Raw genomic sequence first — 23,370 nt, forward strand, 5'->3', positions numbered from 1 at the left:
AGAAGCTCAGCATGCTAGACGGGCCTGTCAAGGTCCACTAGCCGGTGCAGCGGCGTGTGTGGCGCCAGGGCGACGGGCTCGACGACACCACGCTCGGCCTGTGGCCTGGCGACCCGCGCGGCAAGAAGCACTACAGGGCCCACCTGCCGGCGTAGGGCGGCCTGCACTACGGGATGTGGAAGCTGAGGACCCACTGGCGCCGGAGGCTACGCGTCGCGCGGCTCGAGTGGGCGTTGAGCCAGCGGCACGAGCGCGTCCACGTAAGGCGGGGCTAGCTGCCGCGCCCGGACCTCGTCGGAGTCGGGCCACTCTGCGGCGAGTGGCGCGTGCAGGCCTCCGACGCGCGGAAGATGCTGACCCGGTCGTGGCCGGCCCGGCCCCGGGGCGACTAGCTTGCGCCGAAGCCGACCTAGGAGCTCTTAGACGGCCTCCTCTGGCTAGGCCACGACACGACCCCGCTGCGGGCCTAGCCGTTGTAGTAGATGCCGCTCTTGCTAAAGCGCGGAGCCCGCCAGGAGCTGACCCTCTACCGCCGCTAGCCGGGCGCCCTCGACCTGCACCGCACCTACTAGAAGTAGGTGGCGAAGAAGGTCCTAGACTGCCACCGGCGGCCAGACCGGCCCGACGGCATGACACGGCAGCTCCGTCCAGTAGGTTCCGGCCAGCATCGCCTCGAGGGTCGCGCGGTGCATGATCATGTCGTCCGGGTCGTCGGGTTCGACGGCCTGCCCGAAGTGGATGGTACGGGTGGTGACCCGGTACATGACCACGGCGTGGATGAGCGCGGCGTAGAGGGTGTAGAAGTCCATGTGCTGCGGCCGGTAGCCGGTCCGCTCCGCATAGTGGTCGACGACGTCGGCGCGGCGCAGGAAGTACGGCAGCCCGGCCAGACCGGCGGCCACCGTCAGATCCTGGAAGAAGCGGTGGATGAAGATCATCCACGCCACGTCCAGCTCCCGCGGGCCGATCGCCGCCATCTCCCAGTCGAGGACCGCCCGAGGCGCGAAATCGTTCTCGCCGTAGATGATGTTGCCGATCCGGGCGTCGCCCCAGCACAGCACCGGATCGGTCTCCTCCGGCAGATTCTCGAGGATCCAGCCGAAGCCGCGTTCGATCAGCGGGGCCCCGGCCCGGCCGGTGCTGGCCCAGTCGTAGAAGGCGCGCAGCCTCCGGACGTGCGCGGTGAGCGGCGTCTCACCGGGCTGAGGCTGCTCCAGGCCCGCGCCGTCGATCGGGGCGGAATGCACCTGCGCGAGCACGGCGACCGAGTTGCGGGTGAGCTCGGCGCGCTGCGCATCGGAGGCCGCGGTCACCCAGGAGTCGAAGGTGTAGGGCATCACGTCCGGCGGGATGCGGCCGTCCACCCGGGACATCACGAAGAACGGCGCGCCCAGCGGTCCGGTGTCCGGCTCGCACCACAGCAGCTCGGGCAGCGGGACCGCGGTGTGTGCGGCGACGTGGCCGATCACCTGGAACTGTCCGGGCAGATCGTACGACTCGAAGACCGGATCGCTCTGCGCGGACGGTGCGATCCGCACGGCCAGGGCGTGCTCGCTGCCGTCCCAGCGGGCGTCGGCCAGCAGGGTCTCGGACGACATGCCGTTGGCCGACGGCACCTCGACCCGGGTGACGGCGGCGTCCGGGCCGGCCTTGCCGCGGATCCAGGTCTCCAGCCGGGTGCGGAGGAGTTCGGGGTCGCTGCGTGATTCCGCGGGCCGGGCGAGTTCGCCGCCTTCATCGGATGAGAGTTGGGTCACACGGCCATGGAAACACGGTGGACGGGCCGGTGGGGCGGTCCCGGCCGGAATCGCCGGTCTTCCACCGCTGACTTACTCCTGATAACTTATCGCCGATAACGGATGGATCGGAGGGCCTGACCATGCTCGAGCGACTGACCCGGCGGGTGATCGCCGCACCCCGGCTCGTGCTGACGCTGACCGTCGTGCTGCTGGCGCTGGCCGGGATCTACGGCATCGGCGCCGCCGAACGCATGCTCTCCGGCGGCTTCGAGGACCCCGGTTCCGAATCCACCCGCGCCGCCCGGGTCATCGACCAGACCTTCGGTCAGGGCGGACCGGAGGTGGTGATCAAACTCGACGCCCCGGCCGGAACCGACATCTCCACCGACCCGGCCGGCGCCGCCGTCGGCACCCGGATCACCGAGGAACTGGCCGCGCTGCCGTACGTGCAGCAGCCCATCCTGTCGATCTGGACCGCACCCGATCTGGCGGGCGAGCTGCTCAGCCGCGACAAGAGTTCCACCCAGATCGTCGCCGGCGTCTCCGGCGGCGACGAGTTCGCGCCCGGCCACGCCGAACACATCGCGTCGACGTTCACCGGCGAGCGTGACGGGATCAGCGTGCGGGTCGGCGGCCAGGCGCTGGTCTTCCAGCAGATCAACGACCAGACCTCCAGAGACCTCGCGGTGGCCGAGGCCATCGCCATCCCGATCAGCTTCCTGCTGCTGATCGTCGTCTTCGGCGGCGTCGTCGCTGCCGCCCTGCCGGTCCTGGTGGGCATCGTCGCGATCGTCGGCACCCTGGCGCTGCTGCGACTGATCACGCTGTTCGCCGACGTCTCGATCTTCGCCCTGAACCTGACCACCGCCATGGGTCTGGCCCTGGCCATCGACTACACGCTGCTCATCGTCACCCGCTACCGCGAGGAGGTGGCCGCCGGCCGCGACCGGCCCGAGGCGATCGTGCGGACGATCAACACCGCCGGCCGCACCGTCGTCTTCTCGGCGATCACGGTGGGCCTGGCGCTGGCCGCACTCGCCATCTTCCCGATGTACTTCCTGCGCTCGTTCGCCTACGCAGGCATCGGGGTGGTGATCGTGGCGGTGGCCGCGGCCGTGATCGTCACCCCGGCACTGCTGATGGTCCTCGGCGACCGGGTCGACGCACTCGACCTGCGCCGGCCCGTGCGCCGGCTGCTCCGGCGCGGCGAGCCGGTGGCCAAACCGATCGAGGAGACCGGCTGGTACCGGGTCGCGCAGTGGGTGCTGCGCCGGGCGGTGCCGGCGGGCCTGGCCGTCGTCGTGCTGCTGGTAGTGCTCGGCCTGCCGTTCGGCGGCATCAAGTTCGGCTTCCCCGACGACCGGGTGCTGCCGGCCTCGGCCAGCTCGCATGCCATCCAGCAGGAGATCCGCGCCGACTACGACCAGAGCAGCGCCGGCACAGTGCCGCTGGTGGTCGAAGGCGGCATCGCCGAGCAGCCGCTCGCCGACTACGCGGCCGCCCTCTCACAGGTGCCGGGCGTGACCATGGTGACCGGTCCGGTGGGCGGCTTCGCCGACGGCGCCCGGGTGGCGCCGGCCACCGACGGCACCAGCAAAGACGGGATCGCGCTGCTGAGCGTGCTCAGCGACACCGAACCGCTCAGCGATGCCGGTGAAGACCAGCTGCGCGCCCTGCGCGCCGTCCCGCAGCCGACCGATGCGAGGGTCAGCTTCAGCGGGCTGGCCGCGGCCAACGCCGACACCGTCGACTCGCTGTTCCACTATCTGCCGTGGGTGCTGCTGACGATCGCGGTGGCCACCTATCTGCTGCTGTTCCTGTTCACCGGCAGCGTCGTCCTGCCGTTCAAGGCGCTCGTGCTCAACGTGCTGTCGTTGACGGCCACCTTCGGCGCGATGGTCTGGATCTTCCAGGACGGACACCTCGACGGACTCGGCACCACCTCCACCGGCATGCTGGTGGCCACCATGCCGGTGCTGATGTTCTGCATCGCCTTCGGACTGTCCATGGACTACGAGGTCTTCCTGCTCGGCCGGATCCGGGAGGAATGGCTCGCCTCCGGGCGCACCCGGGCCGACAACGATCACGCGGTGGCCGTCGGCCTGGCCCGCACCGGCAGGGTGGTCACCGCAGCCGCGTTGCTGATGGCCATCGTCTTCGCCGGGATCGCCGCCTCCGAGGTGTCATTCATGCGAATGTTCGGTGTGGGACTGGCGCTGGCGGTGCTGATGGATGCCACCCTGATCCGGATGGTGCTGGTGCCGGCCTTCATGCGCCTGGCCGGCCGGTGGAACTGGTGGGCGCCTGGGCCGCTGCGCCGGCTGCACGACCGGATCGGGCTGACCGAGGAATGACGGAGGTGTGCGGTGCCGGGCAGTGACAGTCGCTGTTTCGTGCGGAAGCGTTCGCCGCGCGGATCCGGCGAGATCCTCGCCGACGAGATCCTGCAGGCGGCCACCGAGCTGCTGATCGAGCAGGGCAGCGAGGCCAGGGTCTCGATCCGGGCCGTCGCCGGCCGCGTCGGCGTCACGCCGCCGGCCATCTACCTGCACTTCGCCGACAAGGAAGCGCTGATCGAGGCGGTGTGCGGACGGTTCTTCGAGCAGTTCGACGCCGTAATGGTCGCGGCCGCCGAGGGGATCGACGACCTCGTCGAACGCGGTGTGGCGCAGGGGATGGCCTACGTGCAGTTCGCCATCGACAACCCGGTGGTCTTTCAGACCGCGTTCTCGCATCCGTCCGACAGACCCACCCAGACCGATCAGGTGCTGATGGCCTCGGCCTTCCAGCACCTCGGCGAGACGGTCCGCGAGGCGATGGCGGCCGGCCTGCTGCCGGCCGGCGACGTCACCTCGACCGTGCTGGGACTGTGGTCCGCCGCGCACGGCGTCGCCGACCTGATGACCGCCAGGCCGGGGCTGCCGTGGGGCGACGATCTGTCGATCGCCGAGAACGTTGTGCGGGCGGTGATCAGCGGCCTTAGTCAAGAAACGGTAAAGTCGGAACCACAACGGCCGCCCGTGCGTTGAGTACAGTGAGCTGTTCGCTACGAGAGACGTTCGGCACCACCCCTGTGAAGGAGCAAGAGAGTGCGCGAAAGCAGTAATCCGGTTATGCGCGGCGTGGTCCGCGATAACCAGCCGGCCCCCTACGCGGGCTTCGGCGCCGGTATGGCCGGCGCCGGCCAGATGGCCTCGACCTACGGCCAGCAGCAGGCCAACCCGTACACCGAGCCCGGCTACGTGCCCAGCACCACCAGCCGGCAGATCACCATCGACGACGTCGTCACCAAGACCGCGGCGACCCTCGGCGTGCTGATCGCCTTCGCGGTGGCGGCCTACGCCATCATCGCGACCGGCGGCGACACCGACGCCGAGCGGATGAAGCTGGCCGTGCCGCTGGTCGCCGTCGGCGGTATCGGCGGCTTCGTTCTGGTGATGATCGCCAGCTTCGGCCGCAAGCAGGACAACCCGGCGATCGTCCTCTCGTACGCCGCCTTCGAGGGCCTCTTCGTGGGCGCCATCTCGTTCCTGTTCGCCAACATGTCGGTGAGCACGGCGTCGGCGTCGTCGCTCATCGGGCAGGCGGTGCTCGGCACCATCGGCGTCTTCGTCGGCATGCTGGTCGTCTACAAGACCGGCGCCATCCGGGTCACCCCGCGATTCACCCGGGCTCTGACCGCCGCCATCATCGGCGTGCTGGTGCTGATGGTCGGCAACCTGATCATGGCCGCCTTCGGCGCCGTCTCCCCGCTGCGCGACGGCGGCACCATCGCGATCATCTTCTCGCTGGTGTGCATCGGCCTGGCCGCGTTCTCGTTCCTGGTGGACTTCGACGCCGCCGACCAGCTGATCCGCGCCGGCGCGCCGGCCAAGGCCGCGTGGGGCGTCGCCCTGGGCCTGACCGTCACCCTGGTCTGGCTGTACGTGGAGATCCTGCGGCTGCTCAGCTACCTGAACAGCGACTAGATCGCCCGCTGATCGTCGTACTGCCGCCTCCCCGGTCTGCCGGGGAGGCGGCAGTCGTCTGCGGGCGGTCAGGCGATCCGCTGGTTCAGTGCTGAGCACAGCTGCGCCACGCACCGCTCCGGATCGCCGGTCAGGTGATGCCAGGTGAACGGCAGCTCCAGCCAGCCGGCGGCGGCGAGAGCGGCGGCCTTGGCCGTATCGGCCTGGAAGCGCCGCGCATCCCGGTGATAGGCCCAGCCCTGGATCTCCACGGCCACCTTCAGCGCGGGCCAGGCGAAGTCGAGCGTCCAGTGGCCGAACGGATACTGCTGCACCCAGCCGTCGATCCGGTGCAGAGTCAGCAGGTCCACCCACCGGCGCTCGGCCTCGGATTGGCTGCCCACGGTGAGCACCCGGACCAGCTCGCGCGCCACCGCCAGACCGTGCTTGCCGGTGTTGCGGTCGAGTGATCGGCAGAGTGCTTCGACGCTCACCGCGCCGGTCTGCAGGCTGCGGTCGATCAGCGCCGCGCCGTCGTCGAGTTCGCCCGCGGCGGCGAGCACCGTCAGCGGCCGGCGCGTGACGGCCAGCCCGCCGAGCATTTCGACGTCCTCGTCGGGGAAGGTCCGGCGTCTCACCGAGACCGCGAGCGGCCCCTGTGCGCTGCCGCGGGTGCTGCGCGGCGCACTCAGGGTGACCCGCGGCGGGAGGTCGTCGAGCAGTCCGTGCCAGAAGGCGGCGGCGGTGCGATCGGCGACGCCGTGGTGGGCCGCGACGGCGGCGCGCAGCCGGGCCCGGTCGGTGAAGTGGTGTTGCGCCGACAGATAGACCCCGCGGGCCAGCCGTTGCCAGCGTCCGGTGGTGGCCAGCCGCCGCACCTGGCGTTCGCTCAGGCCCAGGGCGTAAGCCTGCTCGGTGGTGATGATGCCGTCATGGTCGGCCAGATGGGCCTCCACGGCGGGGACTCCGGTGGTGTTCATCTAGATTGGACGCGCCGAAGCGGCGTCCGGTTCCATCGCCAGCGGCGATGTCACAGAACTTGGGCGACTCAACCGACCTCAGAGGTCGGTTGAGTCGCCCAAGTTTGTGCAGATACGCAGAGGCCGGAGGATCAGCTCAGGCGTTCGAGCACCATCGCCATACCCTGGCCGCCGCCGACGCACATGGTCTCGATGCCGAAGGTCTTGTCGTGGGTCTGCAGGTTGTTCAGCAGGGTGGTGGTGATGCGGGCACCGGTCATGCCGAACGGGTGGCCCAGCGCGATGGCGCCGCCCGAGACGTTCAGCCGGTCGTGGTCCATGCCCAGGGCGTCGGCCGAACCGAGCACCTGCACGGCGAAGGCCTCGTTGATCTCGTAGAGGTCGATGTCCTTGATGGACATGCCCGCGATGCGCAGCACCTTGCGCACGGCCTCGATCGGGCCCAGGCCCATGATCTCCGGGCTCAGGCCGGTGGCCGCGGTCGCGACGACCCGGGCGAGCGGGGTCAGCCCCAGCTCCTTGGCCTTGGTGTCGCTCATGATCACCAGGGCGGCGGCGCCGTCGTTGAGCGGGCAGGCGTTGCCGGCGGTGATGGTGCCGTCCGGGCGGAAGACCGGGTTGAGCTGGCTGATCTTCTCGTAGGTGGTGCCGGCGCGCGGGCCGTCGTCGGTGGAGACCACGGTGCCGTCGGGGAGGGTGACCGGATCGATCTCGCGGGCGAAGAAGCCGTCGGCGATGGCCTGCTCGGCGCGGTTCTGGCTGCGCACGCCCCAGCGGTCCTGGTCCTCACGGGAGATGCCGGTGTAGCTGGCGACGTTCTCCGCGGTCTGGCCCATCGCGATGTAGACGTCCGGCAGCAGGCCGTCCTCGCGCGGGTCGTGCCACACGCCGGCACCGCCCTCGGCGGCCTTGGCGGTGCGGGCCTGGGCCTCGTCGAACTCCGGGTTGTACGAGTTCGGCAGGCCGTCGGCGGCGCCGGAGACACCGAACGAGGAGACGCTCTCCACGCCACCGGAGATAATCACGTCGGCCTCGCCCGCGCGGATGGCGTGCATGGCCATCCGGGTGGTCTGCAGCGACGACGAACAGTAGCGGTTCACGGTCACGCCGGGCACGTGGTCGAGGCCGAGCTCGACGGCGATCACGCGGCCGATGTTGAATCCGCCCTGGCCGGCCGGCTGGCCGATGCCCCAGTGGATGTCCTCGATGTCGGCGACGTCGAGCTGCGGCACCTTGGCGAGTGCGGCGGCCACCATCTGGCGGGAGAGTTCGTCGGGACGGATGTCCTTGAGGGATCCCTTACCGGCGCGGCCGATGGGGGAACGGGCATGGGCAACGATGACAGCTTCAGGCATGACTGACACGCTACTCGGGCGGTGTGAACTGCGGGGCCGATAGGGGTGGCTAGCGTCCGGTCGCCAGGGGGAGGAAGACCTCGTCGACGACCGTGACCAGGAACGCATCGCTTGCCGGACGCAGGGTCATCAGCAGTTCGTGTCGGTGAAGGGTGAACGGAAGGGTCCTGATCATCGGGCTGAGACGTGCCGGATCCAGCTCGCCGCGCGCCGCGGCCCGCTCGAGGATCGTGTCCATGGTGCGCCGGTTGCCGAGGATGAGCCGGCGGAGCTCCTCGGGCGACGATCCGGTCTCGGCGTAGTAGTCGCTGAGCGCCGTGCCGAGCACGATCACCACGTCGGCCCGGTGACGGTTCAGGTCGCGCAGTGCGGCGAGGACGTCCCCGCGCAGTGAGCCGGTGTCCGGTACCGCGGTGACGTGCTGGGCGCGATGGTGTTCGATGGCCGCGCGCAGAAGGTCGGCACGGGTGGGCCAGCGGCGGTAGAGCACCGGACGGCTGGTCTGGGCGCGTTCGGCGACGGCCTCGATGGTCAGACGCGCATATCCGCGTTCGGTCAGCACATCCCAGGCGGCGTCGAGGATGGCGGCTTCGAGTTCCGCGCCACGACGGCGAGTGGTCCGCGCCCCTTCGTCAAGATCCACTTGCGTATCTTAACTCCGGGTCCTACTCTTCGCATAGAGATACACAAGTGGATCTTATCCGGGAGGTGGGTGGATGCTGAGGGCGTCAGAGAAGGCCTCGCCGGAGGCGCGGCGGGTGGTCTGGGCGGTGATCGCCGGGCTGCTCGGGCCGTTGATGGACACCACCATGCTGAACATCGCCGTCGACGACCTCGGACGCGATCTTCAGGCCGGCGTCGGCGCCGTGCAATGGGTGGTCACGGCCTACCTGCTCGCGTTCTCGCTCACCGTCCCGATCTGCGGCTGGGCGGCGCGCCGATGGGGATCTCGGAGGGTGTGGCTGGCCGGGCTCGCGGTGTTCCTGCTCGGCTCGGTGCTGTGCGCCGCAGCGTGGAATGTGGGTTCGCTGATCGCCTTCCGCGCCGTGCAGGGCATCGGCGCGGGCCTGCTCTTCCCGCTGATGACCTCGATCCTGATCGCCGCCAGCCGCGGCCGGGCCGCCGGACAACTGGTGGCGATGGTGGCCACGCCCACCGCGCTGGCGCCGATCGTCGGCCCCATCGTGGGCGGACTGCTGCTGCACTGGCTCGACTGGCGCTGGCTCTTCCTGGTCAACATCCCGCTGGTGCTCGTCGCGATATGGCTGGCCCGGCGCATTCCCGACGATCGGGACACCGGTGACCGGGCCGGTGCCAGGCTCGACGTCGTCGGTCTGCTGCTCGCGGCTCCCGGACTGGCCGGGGTGCTGCTTGCGCTGACCTACGCCGAATACGGGCTGACCCGGCCGGCCTGCTACGTCCCGCTGATCGCCGGGCTGACACTGCTCGTCGCCTTCGCCGTTCGCGGGATGCGCGGACCGGGCACACGGGTCCTGGTGGACGTGCAGGTGCTGCGGCGCCGGACGGTGGCGGCGTCGTCGGCCGGCCTCTTCTTCTTCAGCGTGGGCACCTTCGCCGCGCTGCTGGTGCTGCCGCTGTACTTCCAGCAACTGCGCGGTCAATCGGTGCTCGCCGCCGCGCTGCTGCTGATCCCGCAGGGCATCGGAACGTTCGCGACCCGCGGGGCGGCCGGACGGCTGACGGATTCGATCGGGCCGCGGTGGGTCGCGGTCGCCGGTTTCGTGGCGGTGGCGCTCACTACCGTCCCGTTCGCGTTCGCCGGGCCGTCGACGAACCTCGTCTGGCTCTCGGTGATGCTGCTGTTGCGCGGCATGGGTCTGGGCATGCTGCTCTCGCCGCTGATGGCGGCCGGCTTCTACGACCTGCCGATGGATCAGCGGCACGACGTGAGCATCGTGACCCGGACCTTTCAGCAACTCGGCGGATCCTTCGGCACCGCGGTGATGGCGGCGGTGCTGGCATCGGCGGCCACCTCGGAGAGCGGATTCCACACGGCCTTCGCGCTGGCGGCCGTCCTGGCGGCGGTGGGTGCGCTGCTGGCCCTGCGGCTTCCGGCCCACGCCACCGCCTCCGGATAGACCCCGGCGAGCCGAGTTTTGTGCACGGCGGCCGATCGGCGGCTCCAGATTTCGGTGCACCGGGTGCGTCTGGGACGATGGAGGCATGCGCATCGCCAATCACATCGTCGATCTGGTGGGTGACACCCCGCTGGTCAAGTTGAACTCTGTGGTCAAGCCGGGCTCGGGTCTGGTCGCGGCCAAGATCGAGTACCTCAATCCCGGCGGCAGCTCCAAGGACCGGATCGCCACCCGCATGATCGATGCGGCCGAGGAGTCCGGCGAGCTCAAGCCCGGCGGCACCATCGTCGAGCCGACCTCCGGCAACACCGGCGTCGGGCTGGCCCTGGTGGCCCAGCAGCGCGGCTACAAGTGCATCTTCGTGTGCCCGGACAAGGTGGCCGAGGACAAGCGCAATGTGCTGCGCGCCTACGGCGCCGAGGTCGTGGTGTGTCCCACGTCGGTGCCGCCCGAGCACCCGGACAGCTACTACAGCGTCTCCGACCGGCTGGCCCGCGAGGTCCCCGGGGCGTGGAAGCCCAACCAGTACGCCAATCCGAACGGCCCGCGCAGCCACTACGAGACCACCGGTCCGGAGATCTGGCGCGACACCGAGGGGCGGGTGACGCACTTCGTGGCCGGCGTCGGCACAGGTGGCACCATCACCGGAACCGGGCGCTACCTCAAGGAGGCGTCCGAGGGCCGCGTCAAGGTGGTCGGCGTGGATCCGGAGGGCTCGGTGTACTCCGGCGGCTCCGGACGGCCGTATCTGGTCGAGGGCGTCGGCGAGGACTTCTGGCCGGACGCCTACGACCCGACCATCCCGGACGAGATCATCGCCGTCTCGGACGCCGACTCCTTCGAGATGACCCGGCGGCTGGCCCGCGAGGAGGGCCTGCTGGTCGGCGGCTCGTGCGGCATGGCCGTCGTCGCCGCGCTGGAGGTGGCCGAACGCGAAGGGCCCGACGCGGTGGTCGTGGTGCTGCTGCCCGACGGCGGCCGCGGCTACCTGTCGAAGATCTTCAACGACGACTGGATGAGCAGCTACGGGTTCCTGCGGACCCCGCTCGACCCCACGCGTGCCGAATCGCTGGTCGGCGACGTGCTGCGGGGCAAGGGCGGTTCGCTGCCCGATCTGGTGCACACCCACCCGCAGGAGACGATCCGCGACGCGATCGAGATCCTGCGCGAGTACGGGGTCTCCCAGATGCCGGTCGTCGGTGCCGAACCGCCGATCATGGCCGGCGAGATCGCCGGTGCGGTGACCGAGCGCGACCTGCTCAGCGCGGTCTTCGAGGGGCGGGCGAGCCTGGCCGATCCGGTGTCGGCGCATATGGGCCCGGCCTTCCCGCTGATCGGCTCGGGTGAGCCGGTCTCGGCCGCCATGGAAGCACTGAGCACCTCCGATGCGTTGATGGTGGTGGAGGACGGTAAGCCGATCGGCGTGATCACCCGCCACGACCTGCTGTCCTTCGCCAGCAGTCACCCGATCGTCACGCAGCAGCAGGAGAAGTAGACAGTGAGCAACGATTCAGGATTTTCCACCCAGGCGATCCACGCGGGTTGGGACCCGGACCCGCGAACCGGCGCGGTGAACGTGCCGATCTTCGCGAGCTCCACGTTCGCTCAGGACGGCGTCGGCGGCATGCGCGACGGCTTCGAGTACGCGCGGACCGGCAACCCGACCCGACGGGCGCTCGAGGCCAACATCGCGGCCATCGAGAGCGGCACCTACGGGCGCGGCTTCGCCTCCGGAATGGCGGCGACCGACGCGATGCTCCGGGCCGGACTGCGGCCCGGCGATCACCTGGTGATCCCGAACGACGCCTACGGCGGCACCTTCCGGCTGATCGACAAGGTCTTCTCGCAGTGGGGCATCGAGTACTCGGTGGCGCCGGTGATCGATCCGGAGGCGGTGGCCGCGGCGATGACCGACAAGACCAAGCTCGTGTGGGTGGAGACGCCCACCAACCCGCTGCTGAACATCGGCGACATCGCCGCGCTCGCCGACGTCGCGCATGCCGGTGGCGCGAAGCTGGTGGTGGACAACACCTTTGCCACCCCGTATCTGCAGCAGCCGCTCACGCTGGGGGCGGACGTGGTGCTGCATTCGACCACCAAGTACCTGGGCGGTCACTCCGACGTGGTCGGCGGTGCGATCGTCACCGACGACGAGCAGCTCGACGCCGACATCGCCTTCCTGCAGAACGGTGCGGGCGCGGTGCCGGGCCCGTTCGACGCCTACCTGACGCTGCGCGGCATCAAGACTCTGGCCGTGCGGATGGACCGGCACTGCGACAACGCGGAGAAGCTGGTCGAGTTCTTCGGCGCGCACAGCAAGATCGACACCGTCCTGTACCCGGGGCTGGCCGAGCATCCCGGCCATGACGCGGCCGCTACGCAGATGCGCCGCTACGGCGGCATGATCTCGGTGCGGCTGTCCGGCGGCAAGGAAGCGGCACTCGACTTCTGTGCTCGCACCAAGGTGTTCACGCTGGCCGAGTCGCTCGGCGGTATCGAGTCGCTGATCGAGCATCCGGGGGCCATGACGCACGCGTCGACGGCCGGCTCGCTGCTCGAGGTCCCGGACGATCTGGTGCGGCTGTCGGTGGGCATCGAGGACATCGACGATCTGATCGCCGACGTCGATCAGGCGTTGTCCTGAGCCGACCTCACCGCAGAGCCGAGAACCCCGGCGCCGCCGCAACTGCGGAAGGCGCCGGGGTTCTCGCGTAGTCGGTGCTCGCCCAGTCGGTTCTCGCCGAGTCGGTTCTCGCCCCGTCGGGTCTCAGCCGCGCCCGAAGGTGGCGAAATGCTTGATGGTGTCGGTGCGCACGGTGCCGAACGCCGCATTGGCGACCGGCGCGGACAGGAATCCGGGCAGGCGCGGGCCGGCGAAGTCCAATGCGAAGCGCCAAACCAGCCGGGATCCGTTGCTGCTGGGGGAGACCTCGGTGAACTCCCCGAAGCGCTGCAGGCCCGGCACATTCACCTCCACACCGTGGAAGGCGTGCTTGAAGGTCGATGCGGCCGGATCCTCGTCCCAGAGGAAGAACTTCTCCTGCAGCTTGAGAAAGCCCGGTGCAAGCACTGCCGTGCGGGTGGTGCCGGCGCCGTAGGGCTGGGGCGAGGTGTATTCGATCGAGCTGAGCGCACGGCACCAGTCGAGGGTGTTCTGCCGGGTGAATTCGGCCCAGGCGACCTCGGGCGCGACCGGGATGTCCACGTCGATGGTGTAGGAGAGGGGCGCCGAGTCGAAGAAGGACTCGTCGAAGGACTCGAGCTGATACGACATGGTGGCCGAGTGTAACCGGTGGTGACCTGGCCGACAATGCCGAATGTCGCCGGCGCACCGGGGTGGCCGGAAAGAAGTTTCGGAAAAGATGGAACCGAACCGGGCTCCGCTGCGTCTAATCTGCATAACGACGAAAAGCGCGATAGTCGGGGGAGGTCCGCTGATCGTCGTTGTGTTGGGGGGAGTTGTGGCGGAGCCCGGCTGCGGGGGAGTCGGGTTCCGCCACAACTGGATCCACGGCGCCGGCCGCCGGGGATGCAGGCAGGCCGGTGTCGCCGGCCGAGGACGAAGGGGAGCGGGCAATGGCGTGGTTGGTTTCCGACGAAGCCGTCTGGCAGTACCGCGCGCAGGTCGCGCGAGAAGCGGCCGACGAGTTGGGGGATTTGGGCGAGGCGCTAACCAAGGTTGTTCTGCGCAATACTTTTGGGTCCGGTTGTCTTGAAGGCGAAAGCCTCTACGGTCTGCTTCGGATGTGTCTTGAGCAGGCAGCAGTTGGCCTTTTAGTTGAGGCCAAGGACGTCCGCGGGCTTGCTAGGTCCTGTGAGGCCGCCGGCCAGCAGATCAGCCTTGCTGACGAATGTGGATGCGCGTCCGAATGAGGCGTATCGAGCGGCCTAGGCAATGCGGCTTGCTGTTGCTGTTGCTGGTGGTCATTGCGATGGCTGCCGCCGTTGCCTGTGGGTCAAAAGGGGGAATGGCAGTCAAGGCATCTGAGAACCCTGCTCAGTCGGTACCGAGTGCCGAGAACACTGAGATTCGCCAGGTGGATGACCTCGGCCGCCGGTTACCGTTTGAGACGCGTCATGCGCACCGCTGGAATCCTGCGAACAATGGCACCGTCTATGAGCCGTGCACAGCGTTGACGGTCCGAGAGCTTGAGAGTCTGGGAGTTGCGGCATCAACTGTTCGAGACGCCGCCGGTACGGACGGGCAGACTCTTCGTGGGTGTACATGGGACTACCGTGCGGGTTCGCTAGCAGACTGGAGAATTAGTCAGTTCGTCGGCAACTCGGCGAGCCTGAGCGCCGAGAAAGAGCGTGCGTCAACTGCCGTTGATATCTGGCTTCCAGATGTGCTGATAGGAGAACGGGCTGTCGGGGTGCACCACTTTTCAGACGGGTCCTCGTGTGACACCTACGTCCAGTCAGGGCGTGCGGCGGTGACGACGCTTGTCACTCATGTCTCGCTGCCGCACCCTCCGTCGGACGAGATCTGCGCTCGCGCAATCGCATTCACCCGCGCGACGATCGCTGAGATGCCTCGCTGATGCGCCGCTGCCATGACGGCGGCGGGGTCAATCGCTGTGGGAGGCAAGAAGATTCACAACACGGTGGGCAGACATTTTGATGTGCAACGGTCACATTGGATAGGTGCCTGCCAGAGAACGTGGATCCCTCGACTGGGAGAGCTACGCGTTCTCGTTCGGCCGCCGGCTGGTGATACTGCGCAAGGCGCGCGGCTTCTCGCAGGAGGAGCTGGCCCATCGCAGCGGTATGCACCGCAATGCGGTCTCGAACCTCGAGCGGGGCACCAGCAATCGGGATCCGTATCTGAGTGATCCGCAGCTCTCGACCGTCTACCGGCTGGCCCATGCCCTGAACATCCCGGCCGTCTACCTCATGCCCGATGCGAGCGTGGTGCCGCCGCACGAGTCCACCGAGAACGTCTCGACGCGGGCGATCTCCCGCGTCGAACACGATCTGCACCTGCTCCTCAACAAGGGCAAGCCGCCGGCGGACGACTGACCGCGACGACTGATCACGACGACTGATCACGACGACCGACCACCCGGATCCGGACGCCGGGCAGGACCGATGCCGAAGGCCGGACCGCCTCGTTGCGGTCCGGCCTTCGGTGTCCGGTCGTCGGCAGCGCCGGCGCCTCCCGGGCGATCAGCCCGGCGGCGTCGCTCAGGGCTGGTACGGCTCGGCACTCGCCAGGGTCACGGTGATCTCCGCGCCGCTGGGAACGGTGTAGGTCCGGCTCTCGCCGACCTTCGCGTCGATGATCGCGGCACCGAGCGGCGAGTTCGGCGAGTACACCTCGATATCGGCGGCGATGCTCTCCTCGCGGGTGGCGATCAGGAAGGTCTCGGTGTCCTTCTCGTCGGACCCGAAGTACACGGTCACCACCGAACCGGGCAGTGCCACACCCGACTGGGTGGGGGCCTCGCCGATCTTGGCGTTGCTCAGCAGATCCTGCAGCTGGCGGATCCGGGCCTCCTGCTGGCCCTGCTCCTCGCGGGCCGCGTGATAGCCGCCGTTCTCCTTCAGGTCGCCCTCTTCGCGACGCTCGTTGATCTCGGCAGCGATGACCTCACGGTTCGCGATCAGCGAATCAAGTTCCGACTTCAGACGCTGCGCCGACTCGGGGGTCAGCCACGTCACGTTGGCCTCGGTCATGGTGGGTCTCCTTTGCTGTCCGCCATTGGACTGCGCTCTAAATACAGCAACACGACCCCTTCCGGGGCCGTGCGCTGTCCAGGGTACCAGCCGATGTGGCTCACTGCACACGCGTGGTGTGCGGCCGGCGCCGTCGACCGACGTCGGCGACCTGGCGATTCATCGGCCGATCGGGGGAATATCAGGCCTGTGGCGCCGGGTTGCGTTGCAGCTCTTCGGCGTAGCTCGGCTCGGCGCGTTTGAGATACCTCACCACGGCATAGGTGCCGGGCATGACGATGATCTCCACGGCCGTCTTCCACACGAAGCCGGCGACCACATAACTGACGTAGGAACCGAAACTGGTCGCGCCGATGACCGGTGCGGCGATCGAGCAGAAGACCAGAGTGTCGAAGAACTCGCCGACCACGGTCGAGCCGATGAGTCGCGCCCACAGCCGGCGTTCGCCGGTGCGCGCCTTCATCTTGACCAGCACATAGGAGTTGAGGAATTCGCCCACCAGGTAGCCGGCCAGGCTGGCGGCGACGAGCTGCGGCACCGCACCGACCACGGATTCGAGGGCTTCCTGATTCTCGTAGTCGTCGAGTGGGGGCAGTTCGATGGTCGCGGTGAACGCGAGGGAGGCGAGCAGGAGGATGCCGAAGCCGGTGAGGATGGTCCTGCGCATCGCCTTGAAGCCGTAGACCTCGCTGATGACGTCGCCGATGACGTAGCTCAGCGGGAAGAGGAAGAATGCGCCGTCGGTCACCAGCCAGCCGCCGAAGAGGCCGACGCCTTTGGTGGCGGCGATATTGCTGATCAGCATGATGCCGACGAACAGCGACATCAGGACCGGATAGTAGGGGGTGGACACACGTGCAAAGACCGCTCGCGAGGTGCGCGCTTCAGGCGCTGCCGCGGCGGTCTGCCCAGACTTCATGGGTGGGTTACTCCTCGGGTTTCAGATACGGCGGAACATCGGTGGTGCACCCGAAGACCTCGCCGATGACGGCCCGTCGGGAGGTGTGAACGTAGCTGCGCATGCCGACCTGCTGCTGATCGCCGGCCGGCACCAGGACCTCACGGCGGCCCACCTCCGCCCCGTCCTGGGCGCGGGCGCGCACCACACAGGCCACCGGATTGCCCGGGGACTTGCGGTTGACGGTGTACTGCACGGCGACGGTGTCGGCGGCCAGGATCTCGTGGCCGGTGGCCTCGCCGGAGACGTCCGGGTCGCCGTAGTTGCGGAATCCGAGATAGGCGACGCCGATACCGGCCAGCACCACGGCGATCGACGCGACGATGAACCAGCGCCGCCGGCTCGACGGGGATCGCTCCACCGGATATGTGGCCCGCGGACCACTCTGTGGTTTGGGCTGGTCGGAGACCCCGTCTGAACTGCTCACGCGTCAATACCTACCATGAAGGGGAACAGCTAGCGAAGGTGAGGAAGCGTGAGCGTTAGCACGGAGCGTCTGCGGCTGATGGCGGTGCACGCCCATCCCGATGACGAGTCGAGTAAGGCTGCCGCGACCCTGGCCAAATACGCAGACCAGGGTCACGAAGTGCTGGTGGTCACCCTCACCGGTGGGGAGCGCGGCGACATCCTGAACCCGGCGATGGACCGGCCCGGGGTCAAGGAGAACCTGAGCGAGATCCGCAAGTCCGAGATGGCGGCGGCGGCCGCGGCGCTCGGCGTGCAGCAGACCTGGCTCGGCTATGTGGACTCGGGGCTGCCGGAGGGCGATCCGCTGCCGCCGCTGCCCGAGGGCTGCTTCGCGCTGGTGCCGCTCGAGGAGTCCACCGGCAAGCTCGTCGAGGTGGTCCGCGACTTCCGGCCGCACGTGATCATCACCTACGACGAGAACGGCGGTTACCCGCACCCCGATCACATCCGCTGCCACGAGGTCTCCGTCGCCGCCTTCGAGCAGGCCGGCGACCCGGACGCCTATCCGGAGGCGGGGGAGCCGTGGACGCCGCTGAAGCTGTACTACACGCACGGTTTCATCCGCGACCGCATCCATCGCTTCTCGGACGAGTTCGAGAAACACGGCCAGGAGAGCCCTTTTAAGGATTGGCTGGCAAAGTGGAAGCGTGAGCAAGGTGATCTCATGGCCCGTGTGACCACTCAGGTGGAGTGCGCCGAGTACTTCCCGCAGCGTGACGACGCGCTGCGCGCGCACGCGACCCAGATCGATCCGAACGGCTTCTTCTTCGCGGTTCCGCTGGAATGGCAGCAGCGGCTGTGGCCGACCGAGGAGTTCGAGCTGGCGCAGACCCGCGTGCAGACGGTGCTCCCCGAGAACGACCTCTTCGCCGGAATCGAGCAACCATGACCACCTCCCTTCTCGCCCTCGCCACCGACGCGGTCTATCTGGCCGCCGACGAGGACACCAAGGGCCCGGAGTTCGGCAAGGCCTCCCCGGTGGGGCTGCTGGTGATCGTCGTCCTGCTGGTGGCGGTCTTCCTGCTCATCCGGTCGATGAACCGGCAGTTGCGCAAGCTGCCCGACAGCTTCGACGCGGACCATCCGGAAGCCGATCAGGCTTTCGACGAGGGCACCGACACCGTCGACGGTGCCGCCGAGACCGGGACGGAGCCGGACACGGACTCCGACGAGGTGCAGCGGGGCGATCCGGCGCACACCAGCCGCTCCGAGCGCAGTGATGACTCCGGTGCCGCCGGCTGACGCCGGAACCCCCGGACACAATCGGCTCGGCGACGCGTCGAGCCCGTATCTCCGCCAGCACGCGGACAATCCCGTGCACTGGTTCCCCTGGTGCGACGAGGCCTTCGAGCAGGCCCGCACGCGGGATGTGCCGGTGCTGTTGTCGGTGGGCTACGCCGCCTGTCACTGGTGCCATGTGATGGCGCACGAGAGCTTCGAGAACGCGGCGATCGCCGAGCAGATGAACCGCGACTTCGTGTGCATCAAGGTCGACCGCGAGGAGCGGCCCGACATCGACGCGATCTACATGGCTGCGACGGTGGCCACCACCGGTCAGGGCGGCTGGCCGATGACCTGCTTCCTCACCCCGGAAGGCCGGCCGTTCTACTGCGGCACCTACTACCCGCCGGTCGGCAGGCCCGGCATGCCCGGCTTCCCCGACGTTCTGACCGCGATCAGCCGCACCTGGACCGACAAACGCGACGAGGTGCGCACCGCCGGGGAGCGGATCACCGAACACCTGCAGGCCGCCGGCACCGCGCTGCCGGCCGGTCCGGCGCTCGACGCGGCGGCCCTGTCCACGGCGATCGGGCAGGTGCTCGCCGACGAGGATCCGGTGCACGGCGGCTTCGGCGGCGCACCCAAGTTCCCGCCGTCGGCGCTGCTCGAGGCGCTGGTGCGGGCCGGGGAGTATCTCGGTGCCGACGGCGAGGCCGCGCTGGCCGCGGCGGTGCGGACGGCGCAGGTCATGGCGCGCGGCGGCCTCTACGACCAGCTGGACGGAGGCTTCGCCCGGTACACCGTCGACGGGGCGTGGGTGGTCCCGCACTTCGAGAAGATGCTCTACGACAACGCGCTGCTGCTGCGCGGTTACGCGCATCTGGCCCGGCGCACCGGCGATCCGCTGGCGCGGCGCATCGCCGGCGAGACCGTCGGCTTCCTCGACGAGCAGCTGTGGACCGGCACCGGCTTCGCGTCGTCGCTCGACGCGGACACCGACGGCGTCGAAGGGCTCACCTACGTGTGGACGCCCGCCCAGCTGCGCGAGGTTCTCGGCGACGACGACGGCGATTGGGCGGCCGGACTGTTCGCGGTCACCGACGCCGGCACCTTCGAGCACGGCACGTCGACGCTGCAACTGCCGGCCGATCCCGGCGACGCCGGACGGTTCGACTCGGTGCGCAGCCGGCTGCGTGCGGCCCGCGCGCAGCGCCCGCAGCCGGACCGCGACGACAAGGTCGTGGTGGTCTGGAATGCCCTGGCGATCACCGCGCTCGCCGAAGCCGGGGCCGGCCTCGGGGAGCCGTCGTGGATCGACCGCGCCGCGGACTGCGCCGAACAGCTCTGGTCGCGGCACCGCGTCGACGGCGTTCTGCGCCGGGTCTCGCTGGGCGGCCGGGCGGGTGCGCCGCTGGCCGCACTCGACGACCACGCGGCCTTCGTCACCGCGCTGCTGGCCCTGCACCAGGTGACCGGGCAGCGGAGCTGGCGCGACCGGGCCCTGGAACTGCTCGACACCGCGATCGCGGTCTTCGCCGACGATGCCGAACCCGGCGCCTGGTATGACGCTCCGCCCGGCGATCTGCTCACCCGGCCGCGCGACCCGGTGGACGGGGCCACCCCGTCGGGTGCCTCGCTGCTCGCCGAGGCACTGCTCACCGCCTCGCTGCTCGCCGACGACGAGGCGGCCCCGCGCTACCGGGAGCTGGCCGATCGGACACTGGCCCGCGCGGGTCTGATCGTGGCGCAGGCGCCGCGCTCGGCCGGGCACTGGATGGCTGTGGCGCTGACCGTTGTCGGCGGACCGCTGCAGGTGGCGGTCGCCGAGACCGGCGGCGGCGCAGGCGACCTCGCCGATGCCGCCCATCGGTTGGCCCCGGGCGGGGCGGTGGTGGTCAGCGGGGCACGGGATGCACTGCCGCTGCTCGACGGACGCGGCCCGGTCGACGGCGCCGACGCCGCCTACGTCTGCCGCGGGCAGGTGTGCGGGCTGCCGGTGACCGACGAGGACGGCCTCGCCGCACTGCTGCGCTGAGTGGTCTGGCTCACCTGCTGTGGCCGCACCCGGACCGTGGTGCTAATCTCGAACGCGTGAACATCGTCGCGCGCACCTATTGGCGCTTTATCGAGGCTCCGGGTGGGGCCGCGATGAAGCGCTAGATTCTGCGCGCACGCCACAACCCGGAGCCGAAGCAGTGACCTGTCTGGTCGCTGCCTTCGTCGTTTCCGGGCCCGGCGACAGCCGAATCGGGGGACGGCGGAACAGATTCCACACCCAAGCCGCACACCTGAAAGGCACACCAGCGTGACTCTCGCAGCCGAGACCGCAACCGAATCCACTTCCAACCGGCGGGTCACCTCCTTCTCCGAGATCCCCTCGCCGAACTCCCTGCACCGCGAACTGCCGCTCACCGAGCGCCGCGCCGCGGCCGTCGCCCGCGACCGCGAAGAGATCGCCGCCATCCTGGCCGGCCGCGACGACCGGCTGATCGTCGTCGTGGGCCCGTGCTCGGTGCACGACCCGGTGGCCGCCCTCGACTACGCGCGCCGGCTGGCGCCGCTGGCCCAGCAGTACGCGGACCGGCTCAAGATCGTCATGCGCGTCTACTTCGAGAAGCCGCGCACCACCATCGGCTGGAAGGGCCTGATCAACGATCCCGGCCTGGACGGCAGCTACGACGTCGAGCGCGGCCTGCGCACCGCCCGCGCCCTGCTGCTCGACGTGATCGATCTGGGGCTGCCGGTGGGCTGCGAGTTCCTCGAACCGACCAGCCCCCAGTACATCGCCGACGCCGTCGCCTGGGGTGCGATCGGCGCCCGCACCACCGAATCGCAGGTCCACCGGCAGTTGGCCTCGGGACTGTCGATGCCGGTCGGCTTCAAGAACGGCACCGACGGCAATGTGCAGGTGGCGGTCGACGGCGTGCACGCCGCCGCCGCCGGGCACACCTTCTTCGGCGTCGACGAGCACGGCCGCGGCGCGCTGGTGCACACCTCCGGCAACGAGGACTGCCATCTGATCCTGCGCGGCGGCACCGGTGGGCCGAACCACGACGAGGGCTCGGTGACCGCGGCGATCGACAAGCTCGCCGGCTCGGGGCTGTCGCCCAAGGTGATGGTCGACTGCTCGCACGCCAACTCCGGCAAGGACCACGAGCGCCAGGCACAGGTGGCCGGTGAGGTCGCCGACCTGATCGCCGCCGCCCGCACGCAGGGGCGGACTCCGATCAGCGGCGTCATGCTCGAGAGCTTCCTGGTGCCCGGTGCGCAGTCCATCGACACCGCCGCCCCCGGCGGCGGCGAGCTGGTCTACGGCCAGTCGGTGACCGACAAGTGCATGGGCTGGGAGGCCAGCGTCGACGTGCTCGCCACCCTGGCGCGCGCCGCGGGCTGACCCGTACCGACCGGTTCCGGCGCCGCACCGCGGCGCCGGAACCGGAGGCGTTCAGTGGGCCGGTCGGCGCCGCTGCCACAGACCGGCGGCCACGTCCACCGCCAGGAAGGCCAGCAGCGGCCAGCCCAGCAGCGGCACGAACCAGCCGACGGCCACCGCGACCGCGGCGATCACCGCGATCGCCGGCCACGGCAGCTCCCGAAGCGCACCACGGGCCGGGGCGCGGCCAGGCCGGTGGGTTCCCCGCCGCCGTCGCTGCCACCACATCCGGTAGCCGAACACGATCATCACCGTCAGGATCACGGCGACCAGCGCCAGGACGATCTGGTTGAGCAGACCGAACAGGATCCCCATGTGCAGGGCGATCCCCAGGTTCGCGGCGCGGGCCATCAGCGGCCAGTCCGCGAACCGGTTGACGTCGACGACGGTGCCCGTGCGCGGATCGACCGCCGCCGAATCCGGCGAGAACTGCCAGGCGTCGCGGACCTCGGTCACCGTGAACGCGGTCTGCGCATCTTCCGGGATGGAGATCTGCACGGCGGTACTGCGGCCCACCCCCGCCGAGCGGGCCAGGGCCAGTGCGGTGTCGGCGTAGCCGGCCTCGGCGGCGGCCGTCGCGGCGGCCGAGGCGTCCTGCGGCAGGCTCGCCCCACCGTGATCGCCGTGCCCCTCGTGGCCGCCGGCGGCGGCCGGTGCGCCGGCCAGGGAGGTGCTCACCGACGGCTGAGTCCAGCCCAGCGACTGCCTCAGCTCGGTGATGTTCGCACCGGCCAGCCGCGACCAGGTGAGTCCGGTGGCCGACAGGAACAGCAACACCACCACGATCCACATCCCCAGCACCGCGTGCCGGTTCAGGGTGCGCTCGCGCACCGACCGGCTGCGATCGATGATCAGCAGGTGCCCGGTGCCGGTGGCGCGGCGCCGCTTGCGCCGGCCGATCACCCACAGTGCCACCCCGGCCAGCGCGATCACCCACAGCCAGGACGCGGCGAACTCGCTGTAGAGCCTGCCGGTCTCGCCGAGCTGCAGATTGCGGTGCACTCCGTCGATCCAGGTGCGCACCGGCAGCGAACCGGAACTGCCGTAGGTGGGGAGTTCGCCCTGTACCTTCAGCGTCGCCGGGTCGACGAAGACCGCCAGGCTGGTCGAGTCCGGCAGGCCCGGGTCGGCGAACAGTACGCGGGTGGTGTCGCCCGGTGCCGGGGCCGGACGTACCGCGGTCACCGTCAGATCCGGACGGGCGGCGCGGGCGGCGTCGATCTGGGCGGCGATGGACTGCGCCGGACCAGTGCCCTCGGCGTGCAGCTGGGCGCGGTAGATCACCTTCTCGGCGGTCGGTGCGAGCGCATAGAGGCCACCGCTGATCGTGGCGATCAGCAGGAACGGGGCCACCAGGATCCCGGCGTAGAAGTGCAGTCGCCGCAGCAGCCGGGTGGTGCCGACGGAGACCGGTGGTCGGGGAGCGGGGCCGGCCGGCGCGGGACGCGCGGGATCGGCCGGTTGAACGGGTGTTGTGGACACGCGGGGGTGCCT

At 69.5% G+C, this 23,370-nt stretch carries 22 protein-coding genes; 13 read left to right on the forward strand and 9 right to left on the reverse strand.

Annotated features, from left to right (window positions below):
• Positions 1-593: 593 nt before the first annotated feature.
• Entirely contained in the window at positions 594-1,757 is a 1,164-nt protein-coding gene (locus tag ACJMNC_RS13190) for a phosphotransferase family protein (protein ID WP_408948414.1), read from the reverse strand.
• A gap of 122 nt (positions 1,758-1,879) precedes the next feature.
• On the opposite strand from ACJMNC_RS13190, the gene ACJMNC_RS13195 reads away from it, so the two are divergent.
• From ACJMNC_RS13195 to ACJMNC_RS13205, 3 genes are read left to right on the forward strand one after another with little or no spacing between them, the layout of a single operon-like run.
• Positions 1,880-4,093, forward strand: coding sequence for an MMPL family transporter (locus tag ACJMNC_RS13195; RefSeq protein WP_408948415.1), 2,214 nt, complete (start codon positions 1,880-1,882; stop codon positions 4,091-4,093).
• A 39-nt stretch (positions 4,094-4,132) separates the two neighbouring features.
• Complete coding sequence (locus tag ACJMNC_RS13200) at positions 4,133-4,768, forward strand: TetR/AcrR family transcriptional regulator (RefSeq protein ID WP_408948416.1); 636 nt, start codon at positions 4,133-4,135, stop codon at positions 4,766-4,768.
• Positions 4,769-4,828: 60 nt separating this feature from the next.
• Positions 4,829-5,707: a Bax inhibitor-1/YccA family protein gene (locus tag ACJMNC_RS13205; protein WP_408948417.1), complete on the forward strand. Its 879-nt coding sequence runs from the start codon at positions 4,829-4,831 to the stop codon at positions 5,705-5,707.
• A 68-nt stretch (positions 5,708-5,775) separates the two neighbouring features.
• Here the strand turns inward: ACJMNC_RS13205 and ACJMNC_RS13210 are convergent, their stop codons facing one another.
• From ACJMNC_RS13210 to ACJMNC_RS13220, 3 genes are all read right to left on the reverse strand, one after another.
• A complete protein-coding gene (locus tag ACJMNC_RS13210; RefSeq protein ID WP_408948418.1) occupies positions 5,776-6,666 on the reverse strand; it encodes a type IV toxin-antitoxin system AbiEi family antitoxin domain-containing protein in 891 nt (296 codons plus the stop codon).
• 131 nt (positions 6,667-6,797) lie between these two features.
• Entirely contained in the window at positions 6,798-8,021 is a 1,224-nt protein-coding gene (locus ACJMNC_RS13215) for an acetyl-CoA C-acetyltransferase (RefSeq protein ID WP_408948419.1), read from the reverse strand.
• Between the two features lie 49 nt (positions 8,022-8,070).
• Positions 8,071-8,664, reverse strand: coding sequence for a TetR/AcrR family transcriptional regulator (locus ACJMNC_RS13220; RefSeq protein WP_408948420.1), 594 nt, complete (start codon positions 8,662-8,664; stop codon positions 8,071-8,073).
• A gap of 73 nt (positions 8,665-8,737) precedes the next feature.
• Here ACJMNC_RS13220 and ACJMNC_RS13225 point away from each other — a divergent pair, with 73 nt between their 5' ends.
• The 3 genes from ACJMNC_RS13225 to ACJMNC_RS13235 all read left to right on the forward strand — a co-directional run bounded on the left by ACJMNC_RS13225 (position 8,738) and on the right by ACJMNC_RS13235 (position 12,764).
• Positions 8,738-10,120, forward strand: a complete 1,383-nt coding sequence (locus tag ACJMNC_RS13225) for a DHA2 family efflux MFS transporter permease subunit (protein ID WP_408948421.1) — start codon at positions 8,738-8,740, stop codon at positions 10,118-10,120.
• Between the two features lie 85 nt (positions 10,121-10,205).
• A complete protein-coding gene (locus tag ACJMNC_RS13230; protein WP_408948422.1) occupies positions 10,206-11,615 on the forward strand; it encodes a cystathionine beta-synthase in 1,410 nt (469 codons plus the stop codon).
• Between the two features lie 3 nt (positions 11,616-11,618).
• Positions 11,619-12,764 (forward strand): cystathionine gamma-synthase, encoded by a 1,146-nt coding sequence (locus tag ACJMNC_RS13235; protein ID WP_408948423.1) that lies wholly within the window; start codon positions 11,619-11,621, stop codon positions 12,762-12,764.
• 123 nt (positions 12,765-12,887) lie between these two features.
• Here ACJMNC_RS13235 and ACJMNC_RS13240 read toward each other — a convergent pair whose 3' ends face one another.
• Positions 12,888-13,394, reverse strand: a complete 507-nt coding sequence (locus tag ACJMNC_RS13240; RefSeq protein WP_408948424.1) for an SRPBCC family protein — start codon at positions 13,392-13,394, stop codon at positions 12,888-12,890.
• Positions 13,395-13,663: 269 nt separating this feature from the next.
• On the opposite strand from ACJMNC_RS13240, the gene ACJMNC_RS13245 reads away from it, so the two are divergent.
• From ACJMNC_RS13245 to ACJMNC_RS13255, 3 genes are all read left to right on the forward strand, one after another.
• A complete protein-coding gene (locus tag ACJMNC_RS13245) occupies positions 13,664-13,993 on the forward strand; it encodes a hypothetical protein (RefSeq protein ID WP_408948425.1) in 330 nt (109 codons plus the stop codon).
• A gap of 59 nt (positions 13,994-14,052) precedes the next feature.
• A complete protein-coding gene (locus ACJMNC_RS13250) occupies positions 14,053-14,661 on the forward strand; it encodes a DUF3558 family protein (RefSeq protein ID WP_408948556.1) in 609 nt (202 codons plus the stop codon).
• Positions 14,662-14,764: 103 nt separating this feature from the next.
• Positions 14,765-15,139 (forward strand): helix-turn-helix domain-containing protein, encoded by a 375-nt coding sequence (locus ACJMNC_RS13255; protein WP_408948426.1) that lies wholly within the window; start codon positions 14,765-14,767, stop codon positions 15,137-15,139.
• 165 nt (positions 15,140-15,304) lie between these two features.
• Here the strand turns inward: ACJMNC_RS13255 and greA are convergent, their stop codons facing one another.
• The 3 genes from greA to ACJMNC_RS13270 all read right to left on the reverse strand — a co-directional run bounded on the left by greA (position 15,305) and on the right by ACJMNC_RS13270 (position 17,181).
• A complete protein-coding gene (gene greA, locus ACJMNC_RS13260) occupies positions 15,305-15,796 on the reverse strand; it encodes a transcription elongation factor GreA (protein WP_408948427.1) in 492 nt (163 codons plus the stop codon).
• A 181-nt stretch (positions 15,797-15,977) separates the two neighbouring features.
• A complete protein-coding gene (locus ACJMNC_RS13265; RefSeq protein WP_408948428.1) occupies positions 15,978-16,715 on the reverse strand; it encodes a queuosine precursor transporter in 738 nt (245 codons plus the stop codon).
• Positions 16,716-16,722: 7 nt separating this feature from the next.
• Complete coding sequence (locus ACJMNC_RS13270) at positions 16,723-17,181, reverse strand: DUF4307 domain-containing protein (protein WP_408948429.1); 459 nt, start codon at positions 17,179-17,181, stop codon at positions 16,723-16,725.
• Between the two features lie 78 nt (positions 17,182-17,259).
• On the opposite strand from ACJMNC_RS13270, the gene mca reads away from it, so the two are divergent.
• From mca to ACJMNC_RS13290, 4 genes are all read left to right on the forward strand, one after another.
• Positions 17,260-18,111: a mycothiol conjugate amidase Mca gene (gene mca, locus ACJMNC_RS13275; protein ID WP_408948557.1), complete on the forward strand. Its 852-nt coding sequence runs from the start codon at positions 17,260-17,262 to the stop codon at positions 18,109-18,111.
• Positions 18,108-18,464, forward strand: coding sequence for a hypothetical protein (locus ACJMNC_RS13280; RefSeq protein ID WP_408948430.1), 357 nt, complete (start codon positions 18,108-18,110; stop codon positions 18,462-18,464). The genes mca and ACJMNC_RS13280 overlap by 4 nt, the downstream gene beginning before the upstream one ends.
• Positions 18,442-20,478 (forward strand): thioredoxin domain-containing protein, encoded by a 2,037-nt coding sequence (locus tag ACJMNC_RS13285; protein WP_408948431.1) that lies wholly within the window; start codon positions 18,442-18,444, stop codon positions 20,476-20,478. Before ACJMNC_RS13280 ends, ACJMNC_RS13285 begins: the two co-directional genes overlap by 23 nt.
• A 270-nt stretch (positions 20,479-20,748) precedes the next feature.
• Positions 20,749-21,837: a 3-deoxy-7-phosphoheptulonate synthase gene (locus ACJMNC_RS13290; protein WP_408948432.1), complete on the forward strand. Its 1,089-nt coding sequence runs from the start codon at positions 20,749-20,751 to the stop codon at positions 21,835-21,837.
• Positions 21,838-21,888: 51 nt separating this feature from the next.
• Here the strand turns inward: ACJMNC_RS13290 and ACJMNC_RS13295 are convergent, their stop codons facing one another.
• Positions 21,889-23,358 (reverse strand): PepSY-associated TM helix domain-containing protein, encoded by a 1,470-nt coding sequence (locus tag ACJMNC_RS13295; RefSeq protein WP_408948433.1) that lies wholly within the window; start codon positions 23,356-23,358, stop codon positions 21,889-21,891.
• Positions 23,359-23,370: the final 12 nt, after the last annotated feature.

This window comes from Gordonia sp. VNK21, from assembly GCF_046098115.1.
Classification (GTDB): Bacteria; Actinomycetota; Actinomycetes; order Mycobacteriales; family Mycobacteriaceae; genus Gordonia.